The 22344-nt window shown below is 68.7% G+C and carries 18 protein-coding genes and 1 tRNA gene; 9 read left to right on the top strand and 10 right to left on the bottom strand.

Annotated elements, in window-relative coordinates:
* Position 1 precedes the first annotated feature (1 nt).
* Positions 2 to 2119 carry a TonB-dependent receptor plug domain-containing protein gene (locus V6R86_RS03620; protein ID WP_338502189.1) on the bottom strand — a complete coding sequence of 706 codons (2118 nt, stop codon included), beginning with the start codon at positions 2117 to 2119 and terminating at the stop codon, positions 2 to 4.
* Positions 2120 to 2256: 137 nt separating this feature from the next.
* Positions 2257 to 2436, bottom strand: a complete 180-nt coding sequence (locus V6R86_RS03625) for a hypothetical protein (protein WP_338502191.1) — start codon at positions 2434 to 2436, stop codon at positions 2257 to 2259.
* Between the two features lie 90 nt (positions 2437 to 2526).
* On the opposite strand from V6R86_RS03625, the gene polA reads away from it, so the two are divergent.
* Together polA and V6R86_RS03635 are read left to right on the top strand one after the other, a co-directional pair.
* Positions 2527 to 5313 carry a DNA polymerase I gene (gene polA / locus V6R86_RS03630; RefSeq protein ID WP_338502192.1) on the top strand — a complete coding sequence of 929 codons (2787 nt, stop codon included), beginning with the start codon at positions 2527 to 2529 and terminating at the stop codon, positions 5311 to 5313.
* Complete coding sequence (locus V6R86_RS03635) at positions 5310 to 6845, top strand: lipopolysaccharide biosynthesis protein (RefSeq protein WP_338502194.1); 1536 nt, start codon at positions 5310 to 5312, stop codon at positions 6843 to 6845. The genes polA and V6R86_RS03635 overlap by 4 nt, the downstream gene beginning before the upstream one ends.
* Before the next feature lie 85 nt (positions 6846 to 6930).
* Here V6R86_RS03635 and purH read toward each other — a convergent pair whose 3' ends face one another.
* From purH to V6R86_RS03655, 4 genes are read right to left on the bottom strand one after another with little or no spacing between them, the layout of a single operon-like run.
* Positions 6931 to 8523 carry a bifunctional phosphoribosylaminoimidazolecarboxamide formyltransferase/IMP cyclohydrolase gene (purH, locus tag V6R86_RS03640; protein WP_338502195.1) on the bottom strand — a complete coding sequence of 531 codons (1593 nt, stop codon included), beginning with the start codon at positions 8521 to 8523 and terminating at the stop codon, positions 6931 to 6933.
* Positions 8524 to 8530: 7 nt separating this feature from the next.
* On the bottom strand, positions 8531 to 10171 hold the full coding sequence (locus V6R86_RS03645; RefSeq protein ID WP_338502197.1) for a heparinase II/III family protein: 1641 nt from the start codon (positions 10169 to 10171) through the stop codon (positions 8531 to 8533).
* Positions 10168 to 10830 carry a ribulose-phosphate 3-epimerase gene (gene rpe / locus V6R86_RS03650; protein ID WP_338502199.1) on the bottom strand — a complete coding sequence of 221 codons (663 nt, stop codon included), beginning with the start codon at positions 10828 to 10830 and terminating at the stop codon, positions 10168 to 10170. Before rpe ends, V6R86_RS03645 begins: the two co-directional genes overlap by 4 nt.
* 18 nt (positions 10831 to 10848) lie before the next feature.
* Entirely contained in the window at positions 10849 to 12075 is a 1227-nt protein-coding gene (locus tag V6R86_RS03655) for an RsmB/NOP family class I SAM-dependent RNA methyltransferase (RefSeq protein WP_338502200.1), read from the bottom strand.
* A 17-nt stretch (positions 12076 to 12092) separates the two neighbouring features.
* On the opposite strand from V6R86_RS03655, the gene V6R86_RS03660 reads away from it, so the two are divergent.
* Entirely contained in the window at positions 12093 to 12260 is a 168-nt protein-coding gene (locus V6R86_RS03660; protein WP_338502202.1) for a DUF1674 domain-containing protein, read from the top strand.
* Here the strand turns inward: V6R86_RS03660 and V6R86_RS03665 are convergent.
* Positions 12257 to 13234 carry an NAD(P)H-dependent glycerol-3-phosphate dehydrogenase gene (locus V6R86_RS03665; protein ID WP_338502204.1) on the bottom strand — a complete coding sequence of 326 codons (978 nt, stop codon included), beginning with the start codon at positions 13232 to 13234 and terminating at the stop codon, positions 12257 to 12259. The two genes, V6R86_RS03660 and V6R86_RS03665, sit on opposite strands and share 4 nt — an antisense overlap.
* Positions 13231 to 14262 (bottom strand): tRNA (adenosine(37)-N6)-threonylcarbamoyltransferase complex transferase subunit TsaD, encoded by a 1032-nt coding sequence (tsaD, locus tag V6R86_RS03670; protein WP_338502206.1) that lies wholly within the window; start codon positions 14260 to 14262, stop codon positions 13231 to 13233. The genes V6R86_RS03665 and tsaD overlap by 4 nt, the downstream gene beginning before the upstream one ends.
* Before the next feature lie 48 nt (positions 14263 to 14310).
* Here tsaD and hemC point away from each other — a divergent pair, with 48 nt between their 5' ends.
* Genes hemC through V6R86_RS03685 form a run of 3 tightly spaced genes read left to right on the top strand, consistent with a single transcriptional unit; the run spans position 14311 to position 16678 of the window.
* A complete protein-coding gene (gene hemC, locus V6R86_RS03675) occupies positions 14311 to 15234 on the top strand; it encodes a hydroxymethylbilane synthase (protein ID WP_338502208.1) in 924 nt (307 codons plus the stop codon).
* Positions 15231 to 15878 (top strand): uroporphyrinogen-III synthase, encoded by a 648-nt coding sequence (locus V6R86_RS03680; RefSeq protein ID WP_338502209.1) that lies wholly within the window; start codon positions 15231 to 15233, stop codon positions 15876 to 15878. Before hemC ends, V6R86_RS03680 begins: the two co-directional genes overlap by 4 nt.
* A complete protein-coding gene (locus V6R86_RS03685) occupies positions 15875 to 16678 on the top strand; it encodes a hypothetical protein (protein WP_338502211.1) in 804 nt (267 codons plus the stop codon). The genes V6R86_RS03680 and V6R86_RS03685 overlap by 4 nt, the downstream gene beginning before the upstream one ends.
* Positions 16679 to 16805: 127 nt before the next feature.
* On the opposite strand, the gene V6R86_RS03690 is transcribed toward V6R86_RS03685, so the two are convergent.
* Positions 16806 to 16880 (bottom strand) — tRNA-Gly (locus V6R86_RS03690).
* Between the two features lie 164 nt (positions 16881 to 17044).
* Between V6R86_RS03690 and V6R86_RS03695 the strand changes: the two genes are divergently transcribed.
* Both V6R86_RS03695 and V6R86_RS03700 read left to right on the top strand, forming a co-directional pair.
* Positions 17045 to 17950, top strand: coding sequence for a tetratricopeptide repeat protein (locus V6R86_RS03695; protein ID WP_338502213.1), 906 nt, complete (start codon positions 17045 to 17047; stop codon positions 17948 to 17950).
* Positions 17947 to 18588, top strand: a complete 642-nt coding sequence (locus V6R86_RS03700) for an LON peptidase substrate-binding domain-containing protein (RefSeq protein WP_338502215.1) — start codon at positions 17947 to 17949, stop codon at positions 18586 to 18588. Before V6R86_RS03695 ends, V6R86_RS03700 begins: the two co-directional genes overlap by 4 nt.
* 3 nt (positions 18589 to 18591) lie before the next feature.
* On the opposite strand, the gene V6R86_RS03705 is transcribed toward V6R86_RS03700, so the two are convergent.
* Complete coding sequence (locus tag V6R86_RS03705) at positions 18592 to 19827, bottom strand: FAD-dependent monooxygenase (RefSeq protein ID WP_338502217.1); 1236 nt, start codon at positions 19825 to 19827, stop codon at positions 18592 to 18594.
* A gap of 111 nt (positions 19828 to 19938) precedes the next feature.
* Here V6R86_RS03705 and V6R86_RS03710 point away from each other — a divergent pair, with 111 nt between their 5' ends.
* On the top strand, positions 19939 to 22281 hold the full coding sequence (locus V6R86_RS03710) for a DNA translocase FtsK (RefSeq protein WP_338502219.1): 2343 nt from the start codon (positions 19939 to 19941) through the stop codon (positions 22279 to 22281).
* The last annotated feature ends 63 nt before the right edge of the window (positions 22282 to 22344 follow it).

A 22344-nucleotide genomic window follows, 5' to 3' on the forward strand; every position in this document is an offset into this window, starting at 1 on the left:
GTCAGAAAGTGCCGCGCGCCGAAAGCGAAAAGATCGGTCCGATCAAGCGGTTACGATTTTCGGCAAAATCGATCGGCGCGAGATTGCGGCGGCCGGTGTAGACGATCCGGTCCCACCGGCTGCGGGCATTGGTGAGATTGGTCACATTGGCGCGGACCGTCAGTCCCAGCACGTCCTTGTTCTCGACGAACAGGCTGGTCCAGACCGGCCCTTCATACTGCCGCCCGACTTCGTTCAGGCGATAGGCGAGCGTCTGGTGCGCATAATTGATCCCGCCGCCCCAGGCCCAGTTGCTGCGCGGGACGTCGTGACGAAGGTCGAGTTCGGCCAACCGGTCGGTGCGCGAGGACCAGGAACGGCGCTCGCCCGTCAGCGGATCGCGGATCCGGCTCAGCAGCGTGTAGAGCCGGACATCGACCCGCGCCCCCTTCCACCCGATGGGATCGAGCTGAAACGTGCTGTTCCAGTCGATCCCGACGCCCTGCGCATGCGGGATGTTGCCGAGCGATTCGCCGGTAAGCCCGATGGGAATGATGTCGACCACATCTTCCTTCAGCGCCACCGCGATATTGAGCCGGGTCTTGCCCCACGCCGCAAGATCGCGCGCGAGCTCCATCTCCAGCCGCCATTGCTGTTCGGGCACGAGGTCGGGGTTGCCGGCATTGGCATTGCCGTTGTCGAGGAACACCCGGGCGAGAAAGTCGCCGAATTGAAGCTGCTCGACCCGGCGGATGAACTTGAGGTTGGCGCTGAACCGCGGGGTCACCTGCATCGCGAGGTTGAGCGATCCTTTGGGCCGGAGAAAGCTGCGCCGCTTCCCGCCCGCGCCTTCCTGCACCAAGGTCGAATGCTCGGCCCCGACCACGAGCTGCGCGGTCAGATTCGAGGCCAGCGGACGGGCCACGGTGAGCAGGCCTTCGTAGCGATCCTCGCTGACCTTTCCGCTCCCGTCCGGAAACGGCAGTTCGGCGAAATCGCCGGCGGCGTTGAGGGCAAACAGGCGGCTGGCTCGGTCGAGGTTGTTGTAAGCCGCTTCGCCCGAGACCTGCAGGTCGGTGCGTCCGATCTTCCAGCGATATTCGGCGCGCGCGATTCTCTCGGCCGACGAGCCGTCCTGCACGAACCGGTTGCCGGTGTCGGCGGATGAATCGTCGGTGCTGGTCAGGACTTCCTGGAAGAAAGGTTCGTCCGATGCCCGGGCCAATCCGATCAGCTTGAAGCGGCCGCCGGCAAGCGCGACCTCGACGTCGCCGCCGATCTCGTAATTCTCGCCCTTCTGCGCCTGGCGGGTGAGGCGAACGAGGTCGGCGCCGGTGACCCGGTCGCGGCGGCTGGTTTCGTTGTAATCGTAATCGAAATGGCGAAGCAGCAGATTGACGTTGCCGACCGACGAACCCGGTCCGTCGATCTTGAACTGGCCGGTGAGCTTGGGCTGCTCGAAATCGCTGGTGAAGACATCGTCGCGCGTTTCGAACAGGGTGCCGCCGCGGGTGATGGTGGTCGGCCCCCCGGCGCCGCCGCGGCTGGCGTCGTTGCGTAGCCCCAGCGTATATTCGACCGGCCCGCTTGTGCCGCTGACCGATACATCGCCGCGGGTCCACACCGGGTGAGCGTAATGGGCCCGGAACTCGGGACGATAGCTGAACTGGCCGCTCGGCCTGGTCGAGGCTTCGTAGACGACATTGGCGATCTGGCCGCTCAGCCCCGGCACGTCGAGTTCGGCGGCGTCGACGATCTCGATCCGCTGGACATTGTCGGCGGGGATCGCCTGCAACGTCGATACGGGATCAGCCGACTTGCCCGACTGGCGCTTCCCGTTGAGGAGCACGTTGCCGCTCGCCTGGCCGAGGCCGCGCGATCCGCCGTCTTCGCCTCGGATGCTGAAGCCGGGCACCTGCGACAGCATGTCGAAGGCCGAGCGCGGGGCGTAGCGCGCGAAGTCGGCCGGGGTGAACACCTTCTTGCCGCCGCGGGTCGGGGTCGAGACGGGCGGGGGCGCGTCGCCGGTGGCGGGCGCTTCCTGTGCCGCCGCAGGAGTAGCGGCCACCGCCAGCGCGGCGACGCAGCAGGACAGCAGGCAAGCGCCGCGAATGGCGCCGTGCCTGGAGAAAAGCGGCATGATCTTGTTCCCTGTCGGTGCGGCATCCCGCCACGCTTGGATTGGCGGGCTAAGGCAGAGCGATGCCGCCACGAAGCGCGATTAGGCGAGGAGGCGCCGCGGTTCGACAGACTGCCAAGACCGACCGGCGGACGGCGTCAGCGCAGCTTGGCGATCTTGACCTTCAGCACCTTGGCCTGCGCCTGCGTGCTTTCCTCGCTTCGGGTCAGCGCCTTGGCGATGGCCTTGAGGCCCATGCCCTTGCCGGCGAGCGTGTGGAGCTTGGCGTTTTCGTCGAGCGTCCACGGCTGCTTATGACGAACGAACTTTTCGGACATGGCCCCAGTCATCGGCCCCGAAGACGGCGCTGGCAAGCCCGGCAATGCGGGCGTTTCCTGCGACCGCGAACCTGCTAAAGCCGCCTGCTCATGCCTGACGCCCAGCCTCACCTCTATCTCGTCGACGGATCGAGCTACATCTTCCGCGCCTATCACCGGCTGCCGCCGCTGACCAACCGGCACGGCATGAATGTCGGCGCGGTCTATGGCTATACCGCAATGCTGTGGAAGCTCGCCGAGAGCCTGTCCAAGGCCGACGGCCCGACCCACATGGCGGTGATCCTCGACAAGGGGTCGAGCTCGTTCCGCAACGAGATGTACGACCAGTACAAGGCGCATCGGCCGCCCGCGCCCGAGGACTTGGTCCCGCAAATGCCGCTGATCCGCGTCGCGACGCGGGCGTTTTCCATCCCCTGCATCGAGCAGGCCGGGCTGGAAGCCGACGACATCATCGCCTGTTACACCGCCGCCGCGCGCGAGGCGGGGTGGAAGGTGACGATCGTCAGTTCCGACAAGGATCTGATGCAACTGATCGAGGACGACGGCTCGGTCGACATGCTCGACACGATGAACGACCGTCATATCGACCGTGCCTATGTCGTCGACAAGTTCGGCGTGCCGCCTCAACTGCTGGGCGATGTGCTGGCGCTGATGGGGGACAGCGTCGACAACGTGCCGGGTGTGCCGGGCATCGGTCCCAAGACTGCCAGCCAGCTGATCCAGGAGCATGGCAGCCTCGAAGCGGTGCTGGCTGCTGCCGACGGGATCAAGAAGCCCAAGCTGCGTCAGAACCTCCTCGAGCATGCCGACAATGCGCGGCTGAGCCGTGAGCTGGTGCGGCTGGTGTGCGAGATGAATCTGCCCGAGCCGCTGGAGGCGCTCGAGCTCAAGAACATTCCAGAAGAGCCGCTGCGCGAGTTTCTGGTCGACCAGGGGTTCAAGACCTTGCTCAACCGGATGGTCGGCCAAGGGTCGCGGCCATCGAACGGCGAACGGCCGGCGCCGGCGGCTCCGCTGCCGATGGGGCCGGGGGAAGCCGAAGCGATCAGCGTCGATCGGTCGGCCTATCTTACCATTTCCGACGCCGCCATACTGGAGGAGTGGCTCGCCGAAGCGCGAACGCAGGGCCGGGTCGCCATCGATCTGCAAGGCGACGGTGGGCACGGTTTGGCCGAGGGCCTGGCCGGGGTGAGCCTTGCGCTGGCACCGGGCCGCGCGGCCTATGTCCCGCTCGGGCATGGCGGCGGGGATCTGCTGAGCGAGGGGCCTGCGCAGCTCAAGTTGGCCGACGGCCTCAAGCTGCTGAAGCCGCTGCTGGAGGACGAGGCGGTCCTCAAGATTGCCCATAACCTCAAGGACCAGCAGCGCTTGCTTGCCGACCACGACATCGCGGTTGCCGCCGGCGAGGACGTGATGCTGGCGAGCTTCGCGCTCGACAGCGGGCGCTTCGGGCATGGTCTCGATGAGATGGTGAAGCGCCACTTCGAGCATGCCTGCTTGCCGCTGAAAGCGGTGTGCGGGACTGGGCAGAAGACCATCCGCTTCGGCGATGCGCCGATCGCGGCGGCGACCGAATATGCCGCCGAGAATGCCGACATGGTGTGGCGGCTGTGGCACCGGATCGAGCATCGGCTCGCGTCGGAAAAGGCGACGCGGGTCTACCGCATGGTCGATCTGCCGCTGGTCCCGGTGGTCGGGCAGATGGAGCGCGAGGGGATCAAGGTCGACCGCGCTTATCTCGCCGAACTGTCCGAAACCTTCGCGACCGAGACCGCGCGGCTGGAGGAGGTCATCTACGAGGTGGCAGGTGGCCCCTTCACCATCGGTTCGCCCCAGCAATTGGGCCAGGTGCTTTACGACCGGCTTGGCCTCAAAGGCGGGCGCAAGGGCAAGTCGGGGGCCTATTCGACCGACCAGGCGGAGCTCGAGCGGCTCGAGGCCGAGGGCGTCGAGGTCGCGCGCCGGGTGCTCGAATGGCGACAATTGACCAAGCTGCGCGTCACTTACACCGACGCGTTGCAGGCGCAGATCGATCCCAAGAGCGGGCGAGTGCACACCCGCTATGCGCTGGCGGCGGCGCAGACCGGGCGGTTGTCGTCAAACGACCCCAATCTGCAGAATATCCCGATACGGACCGAGATCGGCGCGCGCATCCGCAACGCCTTCATCGCCGAGGAGGGTCACAGCTTGCTCAGCGCCGATTACGGCCAGATCGAACTTCGCCTTGCCGCGCATTTCGCCGACGTGCCCGAGTTGAAGGAAGCCTTCGCGCGCGGCGACGACATCCACACCATCACCGCCAGCCAAGTGTTCGGAGACACGTCCAAGGAAAGCCGCAACAAGGCCAAGACGATCAACTTTGCGATTCTTTACGGCATCTCCGCCTTCGGCCTCGCCGGGCGGATGGGGATTGGCCGCGACGAAGCCAAGGACATGATCGACCGCTATTTCGAGCAATTCCCCGGCATCAAAAACTACATCTCGACCACGCTTCAGCAGGTCCGCGAATGCGGATTCAGCACGACCCTGTTCGGGCGCAAGACACATTTTCCCAACATCCGGTCGAGCATCATGAACCTGCGCCAAGGCGCCGAGCGGGCCGCGATCAATGCCCCGATCCAGGGCACCAGCGCCGACATCATCAAGCGCGCGATGGTGAAGATGCCGGACGCGCTCGCGGCAGCGGGTCTCAGCGGCACGCGGATGCTGCTGTCGGTGCACGACGAACTGGTGTTCGAAGTGCCGCACGGCGACGAAGAGCGCGCCGCGCAGGTGATCCGTGACGTCATGGCGTCGGCGGCCGAGCCGGTGGTGCAGCTTGACGTGCCACTGAGCGTCGAGGTGGGCTGGGGCGCCAACTGGGGCGTCGCGCATTGAGTGAGCCCGCGGCGGCGGCCGCCCCCGACAATGATCTTGCGGCGCTGGCGCGGGGCGGGCGGATCAACTTCCTGGGCTTCCTACTGCGCCTCGCCGCGCGGCTGCCATTCCTGTTCATCGCCGGCCGAATGTACGGCGCCGAGGCGCTGGGCCGTTTCGCCTATGCGGTGCTGGTGGTGGAGTTCGTCGCGCAACTTGCGACGCTTGGCCTGAAGCGCGGGCTCGCGCAGCAGCTCAGCAAGACCGACAAGCCGCATGTCTGCGTGACCTATGACGCGCTGCTGGTCGCGCTGATGGCTGCCGTTCTGGGCATGGCTATCCTGTTTGCATTTCCGCGGATCATGTTTCCCAATTCGGAGATTTACGGGCTCGAATGGCTGCTTCCCGTCGCGGTGCTGGCGCTGGCGTGGAGCGACGTCATGCTGGCCGCGCTCGCTTATCGCCACGATGTCGGCGCCACCGTGCGCGCCCGCGCCATCGTCGAGCCGTGGACGATCAGCATCGCCGCGCTGGCGTTCGCCTTCATTTCCAAGCGCGACGGCCTGATCTTCGCCTATGCGCTGTCGATGATCGGCGCGCTGATCGCCTCGGCCATCCCGTTCTTCCGCACCTATGGCCGCGCCGCGGGCTGGCGTCCCAACCCGTCCGAAAGCTGGAACCTTGCCCGCCGCTACATGCCGGTCGCCGCCGCCGACACGGTGGAATGGGCCAGTCGCCGCATCGACCTCGCCATCCTCGGCCTGTTCGCGACGCCGGCGCTGGTCGGCATCTATTACGTCGCGCAGAACGTCGCTTCGCTGCCGAGCAAATTGAAGACCAGCTTCGACCCCATTCTCGGCCCGGTGATCAGCCGTAGCCTCGAGGACGGCGACCGGGTTGGGGTTGCGAGGCAGATCCGCCAAGTCGGTTTCTGGGTGATCGCCGCGCAGGCTGCGGTGGCGCTGGCGCTCGGGATCCCGGGCGAGGGCGTGATGGGGCTTGTCGGGCCGGTGTTCGTTGCCGGCACCGCGGCGCTGATCTTCCTGCTCGGCGCCGAGGTCATCGCCGCCACCGCCACCACCAGCGAAGCCGCGCTGATCTATGTCGCGCGGCATCGCAACATGATGCTGAGTCTCGCCATGCTGGCGCTTCAAGCGGTGCTGACCGTGGCGCTGATCCTGCTGTTCCGCCGCCTCGGTTGGCCGCCGGCATGGCAGGCCACCGCACCGGCCGTCGCGCTCTGCCTGGCGCTCGCCTTTGCGGCGGTGACCAAGGCGCGGCTGGCGGGCAAACTGCTCGGCGCGCCGGTCAGCGGCTGGCGCTGGCCGTTGATCTGGGCCGCCGCCGCGGCGATCGCGGTCGGGCAACTGACCCATTTCATGCCCGAGTGGCTTCAGCTCAGTTTCGGCGCGCCGCTGATCCTCGCCTCGTTCGGGCTGATCATCTGGCTGAAGGGCTTCGGACCCGAGGACCGCCTGCTCTTCAAGATGAAGAAAAAGGATATCGCCGTCGACCTGCCGGCACCGGGCACGAGCGGACAGGCGCCGCGCTGATTGCCGTCGTCCCGGCGGAGGCCGGGACCTCGTTCGGCAAAGGCGCTTCGGTCGCCTGAGATCCCGGCCTGCGCCGGGACGACGGTCAGTGTCGGAAGTGGCGCATCCCGGTGAACAGCATCGCCAGTCCCGCCTCGTCCGCCGCCGCGATCACCTCATCGTCGCGGATCGAGCCGCCGGGCTGGATCACCGCCGTTGCGCCCGCCTCGACCGCGGCCAGCAGCCCGTCGGCGAAGGGGAAGAACGCGTCGCTGGCGACCGCGGAGCCGAGCGTGCGCGGCTGGTCCCAGCCAAAGGTCTCGGCCGCCTCGCGCGCCTTGGCGGCGGCGATCCGCGCCGAATCGCGGCGGTTCATCTGGCCCGCGCCGATGCCTGCGGTGACGCCGTCCTTGGCATAGACGATGGCGTTCGATTTGACGTGCTTGGCGACCGTCCAGGCGAAGCGGCAATCGGAAACCTCGCGCGCCGTCGGCTGGCGCCTGGTGACGACCTTGAGCTCCGAGGGCAGGATCACGCCATTGTCGCGCGACTGGACCAGCAGGCCGCCGGTGATGCTCTTGAGCGTAAGGCCGGGGCGGCGGGGGTCGGGCAAGGTGCCGGTCAGCAGCAGGCGCAAATTCTTCTTGCCCGCGAAGACCGCCAGCGCGTCCTCGTCGGCATCGGGCGCGATCACCACCTCGGTGAAGATGTCGGTGATCGCCCGCGCCGTTGCGCCGTCGAGAGGGCGATTGACCGCGACAATCCCGCCGAAAGCGGACACGCTGTCGCAGCGGAAGGCGGCTTCATAGGCTTGCGCGACGGTCGCGCCTTCGGCGACGCCGCACGGATTGGCGTGCTTGACGATGACGCAGGCGGGCTCGCCGTCGCGGAATTCGGACAGCAGCTCGAGCGCGGCGTCGGCGTCGTTCAGATTGTTGTAGCTGAGCTCCTTGCCCTGCACCTGCCGCGCACCGCCGACGCCTGCCGCGCCGCCGGTCTGGGGCACGTAGAGCGCGGCCGACTGATGCGGGTTCTCGCCGTAGCGCAGATCGCTCGCCTTGGTCATCGCCAGCGGCAGGGTGGCGGGAAGCTGCTGGCCCTGATCGGCGAAGGCGAACCAGCTTGCGATCGCGCTGTCGTAAGCGGCGGTGCGGGCAAAGGCGGCGGCGGCGAGGCGCTTGCGCAAGTCCCATGACGTCCCGCCGCCATTGGCCTCCATGTCGGCGAGCAGCGCGGGATAGTCCGCCGCGTCGGTTAGGCAGGCGACGTAGCGGTGATTCTTGGCGGCGGAGCGGACCATCGACGGGCCGCCGATGTCGATATTCTCGATGATCGTGTCGCGATCAGCACCGCCCGCCACCGTCTTCTCGAACGGGTAGAGGTTGATCACGACGAGATCGATATAGCCGATGCCGTGATCGGTTGCGGCGGCGGCGTGGGCCGCATCGTCGCGCACCGCCAGCAGGCCGCCATGGACCGTGGGGTGAAGCGTCTTGACCCGCCCGTCCATCATTTCGGGAAAGCCGGTCAGCTCGCTGACGTCGCGCACGCTGTGACCAAGCTCGCGCAGTTTCGCCGCGGTGCCGCCGGTCGAAACCAGTTCGACCCCGTGGGCGGCAAGCCCCGCGGCGAGGGTGTCGAGCCCGCTCTTGTCGGACAGGGACAGGAGCGCGCGGCGAACGGGAACGAGGTCGGTCATGAGTGTCCTAGCTGGAGCGGCGGAATTGCCAGCCGATCTCGGCGCCGAGGTGCGACACCTCGCCGACCAGCACCAGCTGGAGGGTGGAGCGGAGTGTGCCCGCGCTGTCGACGATCACGCTTTCCTCGAGCCCGAGCTGCGCCCCGCGGCAGCGGAAGTTCCAGGGCGGGGCACCGGGCGAGCGGATCAAGGCGCCGAGTCCGTCGGCGGTCGGCACCGCTTCGACCCCGGGCGCGAGGTGGAAGCGAAGGGCGAAGGGCACGTCCTCGCGGATCTTCTTGCGCCCGCGAGAGACCAACCGGTCGAGCCCGCGAATCTCCTTGCCGTCGTTGCCGAGGCTGAGGGCGCGGTCGTGGACCAGCCCGAAGCCGCGGACATAGCCGTCGTGGCTGGCTTCGATCCGGCTGGCGTCATTGTCTTCGGAGCGGGTCACCGGCACTTCCTCGACCCCGCGGCCGAGCGATCCGTCGGGCTGGATCGCGGTGCTGTTGGTATCGGCGAGCGTCAGCGTGGAGTGGGCGGCGGTGGTACGCAGCGCCGCGGCGAGGCCTTCGGGGAGGCCGGCGCTATGCGGGCCGGGGCCGCCGCAATTGACGACCAATTTCTGCTGCCCGTCGCTCAGCTCCAGCGCGAGGGTCGAGGCCGACCCGCTGCGCGTCAGCTTGCGGGCGGGCGGCGGAGCGGCGTCGATGACAAGGATAGTGCCGAGCGCGCTCAGGCGATGATAACCCCAGCCACGTGGATTGCGCAGGGGCCGGGCGCGAAAGCCGCAGCCTTCGATCAGGGCGGCGAGCGCGGCGCGGCTGCCTTCGTTGCCGCCCTGCCAGGCGCCGAGCGAGCCGTCGCCCATGATGACGCCATGAAGCGCCGCCAGCGCCGCGGCGCCCGCATCTTCGAACCCTTGCGGAAATTCGTGGCGGGCAGCGGCATAGGCGGCGCGGAGCAAGCCGAGGCGATCGACCAAGGCAGCTTGTTCGGCGGGCGAGCGACTCATCAGTCCGCCGTCCTCATATTGCGCGCTGGCGAGCGCTCGCGACAGGCCGGATTCGGCTTTCGCCAGCCGCGCGGTGCCGGAGGAAAGCAACAGGCAGGCGGCGGTCAGCCCCGCCCAGGCGGTGATGCGCGGCAGGCCGGGCGCCGCTTCGTCGGCCGTGCCCGCGAGGTGGCGGGAGGCGCGGGCGGCGGTGTTGAGGAGGGCCGAGCGATACTCCGCATCGCGCCGCGACAGAAGGTAGGGCGCATAGGCCAGCCAGAACAGCAGCCGCTCGCCCCACAGTGCCGGGGTCCACGCCGCATCGACCTTGGCGCCGTGGGCGAGCAGCCAGCGCCCGGCGAGATCCTCGGCCAGCGGCGCGCCTTTTTCGCGGGTGGCGGCCGCGGCGAGATCGCGCAGCCAGCCAAAGCCGTGCAGTTCGGCGCCGACCGGGGTGGCGGGGTCGATTTGGCTCCAGTTGAGATCCTGAAGCTCGACCACTTCGCCGCCGCTGACGAAGCGGCCGGCCAGCAATTGTTCGCCGCGGGCCTTGGACCCGGTGACATGATCGCGGGCGACGCCGATCAGGCGCAGGGGCGGCTTTCCGCGCGAGGCCAGCCGCTGCAAAAGCGGCAGGGTCGCGAGCCGGGAAAGACCGCCCCCGCCCTTGCTCACGGCGCGGCTTTCAGCGCGGCGATGTTGGCGGCGTAGTGGTCGGGTCCGCCGCGGAAGGCCGCGGTGCCGGCGACCAGGGCGGTCGCGCCTGCATCGACGCACTGGCGGGCGATGGTCGCATCGACACCGCCATCGACCTCGAGCGTGACGTCGAGCCCTTCCTTCGCGATGCGCTTGGCCAGCGCTTCGATTTTGCGCAGCTGCGAGGCAATGAATTTCTGCCCACCGAACCCCGGATTGACGCTCATCACCAGCACGAGGTCGATTTCGTCCAGCACGTAGTCGAGCATCTTGGCCGGGGTCGCGGGATTGAGCGACACGCCGGTTTTCTTGCCGAGGCTGCGGATCCGCTGAAGCGTGCGGTGGAGGTGCGGGCCGGCTTCGGGATGGACGGTGATGATGTCCGCGCCCGCTTCGGCGAAGGCGTCGAGCAACGGATCGACCGGACTGATCATCAGGTGGACGTCGAACGGCTTGGCGCTGTGTGGGCGGAGCGCTTTCACCACCATCGGCCCGATGGTGAGGTTGGGCACGAAATGCCCGTCCATGACGTCAATGTGGATCCAGTCGGCGCCTGCCGCATCGATCGCGCGGACCTCTTCGCCGAGCCGGGCGAAGTCGGCAGAAAGGATCGAGGGCGCGATGATCGGCTGGGCCATGGGACCGATTAGACGGGACTAGGCCCGGCGCACAAGGCGAGCGGTGAAGAAGCCGTCCATTCCGCCTTGTTCTTCCAGTTCGCCGGGAAGCACGCGGCGCTGTTCGGCGAGGGTGTAGTCGGCGTGTCCGGCGAGGAAGGCGGCGATGATGTCCTCGCCTTCCTGCGGCTCGAGGCTGCACACGGCATAGACCAGGGTGCCGCCGGACCGTACCCATTGGGCGGCGGCGGTGAGCAGGCGGCCTTGCAGCTCGGCGCTTTCGCGGATGATCCGTTCGGAGGCCCGGAGCAGCACTTCGGGGTGGCGGCGGAAGGTGCCGGTGGCCGAACAGGGCGCGTCGAGCAGGACCGCATTGAAGGGCTCCTCCGGCGTGAAGCCGAGCACATCGTCGACGACGATCGCGGCTTCAAGTCCAGTGCGGGCAAGATTTTGGCGAAGTCGCGCCAGACGACTTTCCGAGCGGTCGAGTGCGGTGGTGGCATGGCCGGCGGCGGCGATCTGCAATGTCTTGCCGCCGGGCGCCGCGCAGGCGTCGAGGACGCGGGCGGCGTCGGCCGGGATCATCCGCGCCGGCAGGGTGGAAGAGAGGTCCTGGATCCACCAGCGGCCTTCGCTGAAACCAGGCAGGCTCGTTACCGGGCGGGCGTCGGCTAGGCGGACATGGCGTTCGGCGAGACTGACGCCGCCATCGGCCGCGGCAAAGGCGAGGGCTTCCTCGTGGCTGCGGAAGCTGAGATCGAGCGGGGGGCGGCGGACGATGGCGCGGCGGGCCGCTGCCACCGCTTCTTCGCCCCAGGCGCCGGTCCAGCGCTCCTCGACCGTGGCGGGCAAAGCGCCTTCGTCGGCACCGGGCAAGCTGCCACGCAGCAGAGTGCCGAGCACGCCGTGCACCAGCCGCCGCGGGCCGCCCTCGACCAACGGCAAAGCGGTTGCGACCAGCGCATGGTCGGGCACGTTGAGCGCGATCCGCTGGGCGAGCGCGAGGCGAAGCACCATCCGCGCCTTGGCATCGTCGGGCAGCACTTGCCGCGTTGCGCCGTCGATCAGCCGGTCGAGCAGCGGCAGGCGGCGCAGCGTTTCCCCGGCGATGGCCAGCGCGAGGCTCTGGTCGGACGGTTCGAGCTTCAGCCCCTGCACCGCCGAATCCATGGTCTGCCCGCTGCGCACCACCCGGTCGAGGATGCGCAGCGCCGCGCGGCGCGCCTCGACCCCGGCTTCAGGACCCCTTGGCTGCGGCCGCTTCAACGCCCATCTCCCCCGTCATGCCGCGCCCGAAAAATCTCAAGCCACCCGCTTATCTCAGCAAGTCGCCCCCGGTGCCCGAGCCAGAACCCGCCGAGCCCGCGCCGCCGCCCGCCGGCGACAAGCCGCGGCTCGATCCCACGCGCTACGGCGATTGGGAGAAGAAGGGAATCGCGTGGGATTTCTAATGCCTTTCGAGGCGTAGGGGACGAGCGAGCAGCCGCTCCAGCACCGCATCGACGCTGGCACGGCCTGACAGCAGATCGTCCACCGCCGCGACGATCGGCATGTCGACACCTTCCTGTTCGGACAAGCGGCGCAGGACCGGCGCGGTGAATGCGCCTTCGGCGACGGTGCGGCGGTCGGCCATCAACTCGGCCGCCGGGCGGCCTTGGCCGAGCCCCTTGCCGAGCGAGAAATTGCGGCTGCTGGTCGAGGAGCAGGTGAGCACCAAATCGCCGAGCCCCGACAGGCCCGCAAGCGTTTCCGCCCGGGCGCCGCGGGCGAGGCCGAAGCGGGTCATTTCGGCGAAACCGCGCGCAATCAGGGCGGCGCGGGCATTCTGTCCCAGACCGCGGCCCTCGACCACGCCGCAGGCGATTGCCAACACGTTCTTGACTGCCCCGCCGACTTCCGCCCCGGCGACGTCGTCGCTGAGGTAGATGCGGAAGGAGGGCCGGGCGAGGCGGGCGCGGATCGCTTCGGCTTCGGCTTCGATCTCGGCTGCGAGGGTCAGCGCGGTCGGCAATCCCGCCGCTACCTCATGCGCGAAGGTCGGACCGGACAGCACCATCACCGCAGCATCGCGGCAGGTTTCCCGCGCGACCTGATGCAGCAATTGGCCGCTGGCTTCCTCAATGCCCTTGGAACAGAGCAGCAGCGCCTTGGGACAGCCCGGCGCGGTTTCCAGCACCTGCCGCATGTGCTGCGCGGGGGTGACGACCAGCCAGACGTCGCAAGAGGCTAGGTCGGAGAGGTCGGCGGTCGGCCGGATCGCGTTCGACAACGGCACGCCCGGCAGGAACAGCGCGTTTTCGCGCGTGTCGGCGATGCTGGCGGCGACTTCGGGCTCGCGTGCCCACAGCAGGGTCTCGCCGCCCTGCGCCGCGACTTGCGCCAGCGCGGTGCCCCACGCGCCGCCACCGATCACTCCGACCTTCATGCCTTCACTCCTGCCCCGCGCACGGCTTCGGCGCTCTCGTCCAGCGGCCAGCGCGCCCGGGCCGGGGCGTCGAGCCCATCGACCAAGCCTTCCGCGAACCGTTCCGCCCCGGCCCAGGCGATCATGGCGGCATTGTCGGTGCACAGCCAGCCCGGCGGGACCGAGAAAGCGCGGCCCTGCTCGGCTGCGAGGTCCTCGAGCGCCGCGCGAACCACCGAATTGGCCGCGACCCCGCCTGCGACCACCAGCGCCGGCGCGTCGCTGACGGCCAGTGCGCGGCGGGTGCGATCGATGAAGCAATCGACCACCGCCTGCTGGAAGCTCGCGGCGATATCGGCGGGCTTATGCGTGCCGGCGGCGACCGCGCGCTGCACTGCGCTCTTGAGTCCGGCGAAAGAGAAATGCGGTTCGGCGCTTCCGAGCAGTGGCCGGGGCAGCGGCACGGCGCGCGGATCGCCGTCCTTTGCCAGCGCTTCGATCGCCGGGCCACCGGGGTAGGGCAGGCCGAGAAGCTTGGCCGCCTTGTCGAAGGCTTCGCCAGCGGCATCGTCGATGGTAGTGCCAAGCCGGCGATAGTCGCCGACCCCGCGCACTTCGAGCAATTGGCAATGTCCGCCGCTGGCCAGCAGCAGGAGGTAGGGAAAGCCGAGCGCGGGATCGACCAGTCGCGGCGACAGCGCATGGCCTTCGAGATGATTGACCGCGACCAACGGCTTGCCGCTCGCCAGCGCCAGTCCCTTGCCGGTCAGCAGCCCCACCATGACGCCACCGATCAGCCCCGGTCCGGCGGTGGCGGCGATCGCGTCGACTTGGCTGAGCGCGACGCCGGCCTCGTCCAGCACCTCGCGCACGAGGCCAGGGAGCACTTCGACGTGCGCCCGCGCGGCGATTTCGGGCACCACGCCGCCGAACGGGGCATGGGCCTGGTTCTGGCCGACCACCCGTTGCGCAACGATCCGCCGGTCGCTGGTGACCAGCGCCACCGCGCTATCGTCGCAGGAGGATTCAAGGCCGAGGATCAGCGTCATCTGTTGGGGCCTTTGCGGTTCGCTTGCCGCTCTGGCAAGGGGAAGGCCATGACTTCGCGCCTGCTTGCCGGAACCCGCTCGTCCCCGCTGGCGCTGGCACAGGCCCGCGCCACCGCCGCCGCGCTGGAAGCCGCTCATGGATGGGAACCGGGTGCGGTTGCGCTGCACGAGGTCCGGACCACCGGTGACAGGGTGCAGGACCGTGCGCTGGCGGAGATCGGCGGCAAGGCGCTGTGGACCAAGGAGCTCGACCAGTTCCTGCTGGGCGGCACCACGCAATTGTCGGTGCACAGCTGCAAGGATGTCGAAAGCGAGCGGCCCGATAACCTCTGCATCGCCGCCTTTCTGCCCCGCGCCGATGTTCGCGACCGGCTGATTGGGGCCCGTTCGATCGAGGCGCTGAGCCAAGGCGCGAAAGTCGGCACGTCCTCGCCGCGCCGTACCGCGCAATTGCTTCGGCGGCGGCCTGACCTGCAAGTCTCGATCATGCGTGGCAATGTCGCGACGCGGCTCAATCACATTGCCAGCGGCGCTTACGAGGCGACCTTTCTCGCCGCCGCCGGGCTCGACCGGCTGGGGATCGAAGAAGGGCGGCCGATCGAGATAGCCGACTTCCTGCCCGCGCCGGGTCAGGCCGCCATCGCGATCGAATGCCGCAAGGATGATTCGGAAACCCGCGCGCTGTTGAAGGCGATCGACGACAAGCCGACCCGCCGCGCGGTGACTGCCGAGCGCGCTTTTTGCCGCGGGGTCGGCGGCTCGTGCCATTCGCCGGTCGCGGCGCTGGGGCTGGTCGAAGGCGACGGCAGTCTTTGGCTTCGCGCCGAATTGCTGAGCAGCGACGGTGCGGCGCATGTCGCCGGCGAAGTCCGCGCGGCGGAAGGCGACGAAGAGGCCGCCGGGCGAGCGCTCGCCGCCGACCTCCTCGACCGCGCGCCGCCGGAAGTTCGGCTGCTCTTCAATCCCGCGTGAGACCTCTCGTTGTCCTCCGCCCTGAACCCGGCGCGACCGCGACTGCCGCGCGCGCTGAAGCGCTGGGCCTGACGGTCTGCCGTCACCCCCTGTTCGCGGCGCAAGCGATCGACTGGACGCTCCCCGACCATCGGTTCGACGGCCTGCTGCTCACCAGCGCCAACGCCGTGCGCTTCGCCGGACCGCTACCCGCTCTCCCGGCGCATTCCGTAGGCGAAGCGACCGCAGAGGCGGCACGGGCGGCCCGGCTCGAGGTGCTGACGGTCGGAGAGGCGGGCGTCGAAAGCCTGCTCGATCGTTTGCCGCCCGGGCTGCGCCTCCTTCATCTCGCCGGGGAAGAGCGACTTCTGCCCGACGTTCCTCGTCAGCAGATCACTTCCGTCACCGTCTATCGGATGGCGCCCCTTCCACTTCCCGCTTCGTCGCTGCTCGAAGGCGCGGTGGCGCTGATCCATTCGCCGGCCGCCGGGCGTCGCCTCGCCGAGACAAAAGTGGCGCGGGACCGCGTGCGGGTGGCGGCGATCAGCCCGGCCGCGGCGGCGGCCTGCGGCTCCGGTTGGGATCGCTGCGAAGCGGCCACTAGCCCCAGCGACGGCGCCTTGCTTTCCCTCGCCGCCAAGCTGTGCGAGGAACAGCGCCGATGACGACCAGCGGCGGACACCGGCGGACGAGCCTTAGCGCTATTCTTCTTGGCACCTTGCTGCTCCTTCTCCTCGGCGGGGCTGTCGCGGTGTGGGCGCTCAACCGCTTCCCTGAAGCCGCGCGCCTCGCCGGGCTCCAACCCCCCGCCGACGCCCTCGCCCAGCCGCAGCCGCAACAGATGGGCGCGCTTTCGACCACGACGGCACTCCCGCCGACCGCCGTCGATTCGCTCCCCGCGACCGAGGCCCGCGTCGCCACCCTCGAAGCCCGGCTGGCGCGGGTCGAAAGCGCCACCACCCGGGCGGAAAGCTCGGCCGGGCGTGCCGATGCGCTGCTGGTCGCCTTTGCCGCGCGGCGGGCGATCGATCGCGGTGTGGCGCTCGGCTATCTCGAACCCCTGCTGACCGAACGCTTCGGCCCGACTCACCCGCAGGCGGTGGCGACGATTATCACCGCTTCGCGCCGTCCGGTCCGGCTCGACCAGCTGACCACCGATTTCGCCCTGCTCGCCCCGCGTCTCAAGGCCGCGCCCGAGAATGCCAGCCTGTGGCAGACCGTGCGGCAGGAAATGGGCAATCTCGTCACCATCCGCCGCGCCGACCAGCCGAGCCAGCGCCCGGTCGCGACCTTTGATCGTGCGGAAGCGCGGCTGGGCACCGGCCAGGTCGACCAGGCGCTGGCCGAAGCGATGCGCCTGCCGGGCATTTCGGCCGCGCCCAAATGGGTCGCCGACGCGCGCACCTATATCGCCGCGCACCGCGCACTCGATCAGATCGAGGGCGCAGCGCTGCTCGCTCGCTAGATCATAGTTCGGTTGAGAAGGGCGATCCGAAGGGACCGCTGGAGCGGGCGAAGGGATTCGAACCCACAGCGTAGCCCTCCGGGCGGAGCGCTAACAAGAATTTCGAGGGTTAGCAGCCGAACGCTGCTGGAGCGGGCGAAGGGATTCGAACCCTCGACCCCAACCTTGGCAAGGTTGTGCTCTACCCCTGAGCTACGCCCGCTCTGGCGCCATGCGACGGCGGCTCGCGCCGTCTGGGTGGGGGCCCGTTAGCAATGGCCATCGGGGCTGGCAACCCTTTCATCGCCATTCGGTTGTGAGTCTTGGCGGAAGGGGGCAGCCGGCCCATATGCCCGCCAGCACCATTGGGAAGGAAGCACCAGACACGTGGCCACTCTTGGAATGAGCGCTGAAGAACGCGAAGCGATTCGCAGCTTCCAGGAGCGGGTGCTTCAGCCCTCCCTCGACAAGCTGGTCATCCTCGACTTCTGGGCGGAATGGTGCGGGCCCTGCAAGCAGCTCGGCCCCGTGCTCGAAAAGGTCGCGGCCGATTATGCCGACAAGGGCGTGGTGCTGGTCAAGGTCGACGTCGACGAGGAAAAGGTCGTCGCCGCGCAGTTCCAAATCCGCTCGATCCCGACCGTCTACGCCATCTTCGGCGGACAGCCGGTCGCCGACCTGACGCAATATCGGAGCGAAGGGCAGATCAAGCGCGTGCTCGACCAGTTGCTCGGCCAATTGCCGGTCAAGGGCGAAGCGCAGGCGCTGGAAGCCGAGATCGAGCCGCTGATCGCGATGGGCGAAGAGGTTCTTGCGGGCGGAGATGCCGAGCGGGCCGAGAATATCTTCCGCCAGATCGCCGAGATGGATCCCGATCATCCCGAGGTCGCCGGTGGTCTTGCCCGCGCGCTGATCGCGCTGGGTCGCGCGGACGAGGCGAGGGCGGTGCTCGACGGCCTGCCCGAGACCGCACAGAGTGACGCCGCCGTGGCGCGCGCGCGCGCCGCGCTCGACATCGCGGCGGCGCCGGCGGTGGATACCGCGGGGCTCGAACAGCGCCTCGCCGCCAATCCCGACGATCACGAAGCGCGGATGGAGCTGGCCAATGCGCTGATGGCCGCCGGTCGCCGCGACGAAGCCGCCGACGCCTTGCTCGAGGTCGTCAGCCGCGATCGTAATTGGAACGAGGGCGCGGCGCGGACGCGCTTTCTCCAGTTGCTCGAAGCGCAGGGGTTGGAAGACCCGTGGGCACGCAGCCAGCGCCGCCGCCTGTCGGCCCTGCTGTTCACGTGAGCGCGGCGCCCCTTCGCTTACCCTTGTTCCCGCTCGGCGGGGCGATCCTGTTTCCGCGCAGCCACCTGCCGCTGCACATCTTCGAACCGCGTTATCGCCAGATGGTCGAGGATGCGGTGGCCGGCGGCGGGCTGATCGGGATGATCCAGCCCAAGGCGCTGCCCGACGACGGGCTCGGCAATCCTGAACTCTACCGGGTGGGCTGCATCGGCGAGATCGTCGGCATGGAAGAACTCAGTGACGGGCGCTTCAACATCGTGCTGCAAGGCACCACCCGCTTTCGCCTGATTGCCGAGGCCGACGTCGGAACGCCCTATCGCCAGGCCGACGTCGTGCCGGGCGAGGATGCCGAGAACGAACCCGATGCGCTACCGTCGGTGCTGCGCGCCGCGGTCGAGCAGGAAGCGCGCCTGCTGGGTGACGCCATGGGGCTGACCGTAGACTGGGAAGCGGTCGAGCGGCTCGACGACGAGATGTTGGTCAACGCCATCGCCCAGGTCGCGCCGTTCGACGGTGGGGCCAAGCAGGCTCTGCTCGAGGAAGAAGAACTGCCGACCCGCGCCGAGCTGCTCATCCAGCTCATGCAGTTCCTGCGGCTGGCGCAGGGCGGCGGCGACGTCAGCCCGCGGATGCAATAGGCCTTACAGCGCTTCGCCCGACAGCAATCTAGGGAGATCGCCACTGTTCCCGCGTGCGGCGGCGTTGAGCTTGTGCTTGAGCGGGCCCAGCCGGTCGACCACTCCCATCCCCAGACGCCGCACCATCGACGCCGCCTTGCCGGGTACGCCGTAGAGCCGGGTCAGCCCGTCGGTCGCCAGTGCCACGCTGAAGGCGTCGAGCGCGCGCCAGCGCTGATAGCGGGCGAGCAGCTGCGCGTCGCCGAGGTCGAGCCCCAGCCGTGCGCCATCGACCATTACCTCGGCCAGCGCCGCGGCATCGCGAAAGCCGAGATTGACGCCCTGCCCGGCGATCGGGTGGATCGCATGCGCCGCGTCGCCGACGAGCGCCAGTCGGCGGTCAGTGATCCGGGTCGCATGGTGAAAACCGAGTGGATAGGAGGAGCGCGGCGTCAGCAGGCGGATGTCGCCCAAAAATCCGCCCATCGCCGCCTGCGCTTCGGCCGCGAACGCCGTGTCGTCGAGCTTCAGCAGCCCCGCCGCCTTGTCGTTGGCGATCGACCAGACCAGTGCGGAACGGTGCGTGCCGTCGGCGAGGTCGGTCATCGGCAGCAGCGCGAAGGGGCCGGCGGGATAGAAGATTTCGTAGGCAATCTGCTCGTGCGGGCGTTCGTGCGCGAGGGTCGAGACGATCGCGGTGTGCTTGTACGACCAGCGCGCCATGCGGATGCCCGCGGCCTCGCGGCTCGGCGACCGGCGACCCTCGGCCCCGACGATTAGCGGCGCCGCATATTCACGCCCGTCCTCCAGCCGCACCCGACCCGAGAAATCGTCTAGCACGACTTCTGCGATTCTGGCCTTCCAGCACAGCGAGATATTCGCTCCCGCCTCGGCCCGCGCCAGCAGCGCGGCGCGCAGGTGGCGATTCTCGTGCATCACGCCCAAGGGCTCGCCATCCTCGCCCGGTTCAAAGGTCAGGCCGCCGGGCGCCAGACCGTCGGCGACGCGGATCGCACCGATCGGGCAGCCCTCCGCGGCCAGGTGATCGAGCACACCGATCTGGCGGAACATCCGCATGCTGGAGGACGATACGGCGGTGGTGCGGCCGTCGAACGCCACGTCCTTGCGGCTGTCGGGATCGGCCGGATCGACGATCACCGAGCGCAGCCCCGCGCTGTCCAGCGCCGCGGCGAGGGCCAGTCCGACCAGCCCTCCGCCGAGGATGATGACGTCCGAATGCACCTGCTGATCCTGTGTCATGGAAGCCGCATGTAGGCGCTCTGCTTCACCTCGTCATCCTTGACCATGGACCGGGGCGACAGGCACAAGGAGAGAACAGGCACACACCGGGCGGGACAGGCACGTACGATCATGGCGACAGCAGCAGCACGCACGCGCGCGGACCGGCGCGAGCTGGAGCCCGATTGGCGCGACCGGCTGGGCGGCGCGGTGCGCACCCTGACGGTCAAGCTGGCGGGCGTGCTGGCTATCGCCGCCGCCCTGGCGCTTGCCGTCTCGCTGCTCACGCATGAGCGCACCGATCCGAGCTGGAGCACCGCGGCGGGCGGGCCGGCGCAGAACTGGCTCGGCCTTCCCGGTGCTTATGCCAGCGACTTGCTGCTCCTGCTGCTCGGGCCGGGCGGAATCACCTTGCTGCCGGTGCTGGTGCTGGCGGGCACGCGCCTGCTCGGCAATCGGCCCACCGGGCGCATCGGTCGTGCGCTGCTGGTCGCGGCGGCGGGCGCGGTTTTGATCGGCATGGCGCTCGGCCTCACCACCAAGTCGATCGCCTCCGGCCTTCCAGCGGGCCTCGCCGGCGTGCTCGGGCTGGCGGGCGCGAGCGGATGGGAAGCGTTGCTTGGCCTCATCCCCGAGCCCGCCATCGCGGGCCCGAGCCGGATCGCGTTGATCCTGCTGCTCGGCATTGGTGGGCTGGTCCTCGCTTTCATCGCGCTCAATCTCAACGAAGAGGAGCGCGCGTTCGTCGCCACCCGTCTGCGCCGCGAGCGGGATGAGGCCCCTGCGCCGCGCCGCACCGCGGTCGAGCGCGAGGAGCGCGGCGAAGCCAAGCCGCCACGCTCTCGGCCTGAGGTCAACGTCAAGGAGCCGAGCACCGCCATCGTTGCGGCGCACACCGTGGTCGACAAGCCGCGCGGCAAGAAGGGCGCTCCCGCCCAGCAGCAGAGCCTCGCGCTTGGCGACAGCTATGCGCTTCCGCCGATCGACCTCCTCGCGGCGCCGACCGACGCCGGCCGCAATCCGGTCGATCGGGCCGGGCTCGAGCGCAACGCCCGCCTGCTCGAAAGCGTGCTGGAGGATTTCCACGTGCGCGGCGACATCGTCGAGGTTCGCCCCGGCCCGGTCGTCACCATGTACGAGCTCGAGCCCGCGTCGGGCATCAAGGCCAGCCGGGTCATCCAGCTCGCCGACGACATCGCACGCAACATGAGCGCGCTGTCGGCCCGCGTCGCGACCATCCCGGGCCGCAGCGTCATCGGCATCGAACTGCCCAATCCCAAGCGCGAAAGCGTCGCACTGCGCGAACTGATCGGTAGCCAGGCCTTTGCCGATCAGGCGATGAGCCTGCCACTCGTGCTGGGCAAGAACATCGCCGGTGATCCGGTCATCGCCGACCTCGCGCCCATGCCGCACCTGCTGGTCGCCGGCACCACCGGTTCGGGCAAGTCGGTCGGTTTGAACTGCATGATCCTGTCGCTGCTGTACCGGATGGGGCCGGACCAGTGCCGGATGATCATGATCGATCCCAAGATGCTCGAACTCAGCATCTACGACGGCATTCCGCATCTGCTCGCGCCGGTGGTGACCGAACCGCCCAAGGCGATCCGTGCCTTGAAATGGGCGGTCGAGCAGATGGAAGAGCGCTATCGCATGATGGCGAGCCTCGGCGTTCGGGCGCTGAGGAGCTTCAACGACAAGGTGCTGGAAGCCAAGGGCCGCGGCACCAAGCTCGGGCGCAAGGTCCAAACCGGGTACGACGCCGACAGCGGGCAGCCGGTCTACGAAACGGAGGAGCTCGATTACGAAGTCCTGCCGCAGATCGTGGTAGTGGTCGACGAGCTCGCCGACCTGATGATGACCGCGGGCAAGGAAGTCGAATTCCTGATCCAGCGGCTGGCGCAAAAGGCGCGTGCGGCCGGTATCCACCTGATCATGGCGACCCAGCGGCCGAGCGTTGACGTCATCACTGGCGTCATCAAGGCCAATTTGCCGACGCGGATCAGCTTCCAGGTCACCAGCAAGATCGACAGCCGCACCATCCTTGGCGAGCAGGGGGCCGAGCAGCTGCTGGGCAAGGGAGACATGCTCTACATGCCGGGCGGCAAGCAGATCGTCCGCGTTCACGGCCCCTTCGTCAGCGACGACGAGGTGCGCCTGATCGCCGACCATTGGCGCAAGCAGGGCACCCCCGATTACATCAGCGCGGTGACCGAGGAGCCGGAGGACGGCGGCTTCGCGCTCGACGGCGCGCCCGAGGGCGACGACGATCCCGAAAGCCAGCTGTATCGCAAGGCGATCCAAGTGGTGGCCGAAAGCCAGAAGGCCTCGACCTCCTATCTCCAGCGCCAGCTCCGCGTCGGCTACAACAGCGCGGCGCGGCTGATCGAGCGGATGGAAAAGGACGGCAAGGTCGGCCAGCCCGACCACGTCGGTCGACGCGAAGTGCTGATGGACACCGACGGCCACCCGATCTGACCCACCGTCATCCCGGCGCAGGCCGGGATCTCAGACGGCGCAGCGCAAGATCGCAGGAGGCCT

The sequence above is a fragment of the Sphingomonas kaistensis genome (assembly GCF_036884275.1).
GTDB lineage: Bacteria > Pseudomonadota > Alphaproteobacteria > Sphingomonadales > Sphingomonadaceae > Sphingomicrobium > Sphingomicrobium kaistense_A.

Excerpts from the sequence above, each read along its gene's own strand:
- V6R86_RS03620 (WP_338502189.1), bottom strand. The coding sequence starts at position 2,119 with ATGCCGCTTTTCTCCAGGCACGGCGCCATTCGCGGCGCTTGCCTGCTG.
- V6R86_RS03625 (WP_338502191.1), bottom strand. The coding sequence starts at position 2,436 with ATGTCCGAAAAGTTCGTTCGTCATAAGCAGCCGTGGACGCTCGACGAA.
- polA (WP_338502192.1), top strand. The coding sequence starts at position 2,527 with ATGCCTGACGCCCAGCCTCACCTCTATCTCGTCGACGGATCGAGCTAC.
- purH (WP_338502195.1), bottom strand. The coding sequence starts at position 8,523 with ATGACCGACCTCGTTCCCGTTCGCCGCGCGCTCCTGTCCCTGTCCGAC.
- rpe (WP_338502199.1), bottom strand. The coding sequence starts at position 10,830 with ATGGCCCAGCCGATCATCGCGCCCTCGATCCTTTCTGCCGACTTCGCC.
- V6R86_RS03660 (WP_338502202.1), top strand. The coding sequence starts at position 12,093 with ATGCCGCGCCCGAAAAATCTCAAGCCACCCGCTTATCTCAGCAAGTCG.
- V6R86_RS03665 (WP_338502204.1), bottom strand. The coding sequence starts at position 13,234 with ATGAAGGTCGGAGTGATCGGTGGCGGCGCGTGGGGCACCGCGCTGGCG.
- tsaD (WP_338502206.1), bottom strand. The coding sequence starts at position 14,262 with ATGACGCTGATCCTCGGCCTTGAATCCTCCTGCGACGATAGCGCGGTG.
- hemC (WP_338502208.1), top strand. The coding sequence starts at position 14,311 with ATGACTTCGCGCCTGCTTGCCGGAACCCGCTCGTCCCCGCTGGCGCTG.
- V6R86_RS03685 (WP_338502211.1), top strand. The coding sequence starts at position 15,875 with ATGACGACCAGCGGCGGACACCGGCGGACGAGCCTTAGCGCTATTCTT.
- V6R86_RS03705 (WP_338502217.1), bottom strand. The coding sequence starts at position 19,827 with ATGACACAGGATCAGCAGGTGCATTCGGACGTCATCATCCTCGGCGGA.
- V6R86_RS03710 (WP_338502219.1), top strand. The coding sequence starts at position 19,939 with ATGGCGACAGCAGCAGCACGCACGCGCGCGGACCGGCGCGAGCTGGAG.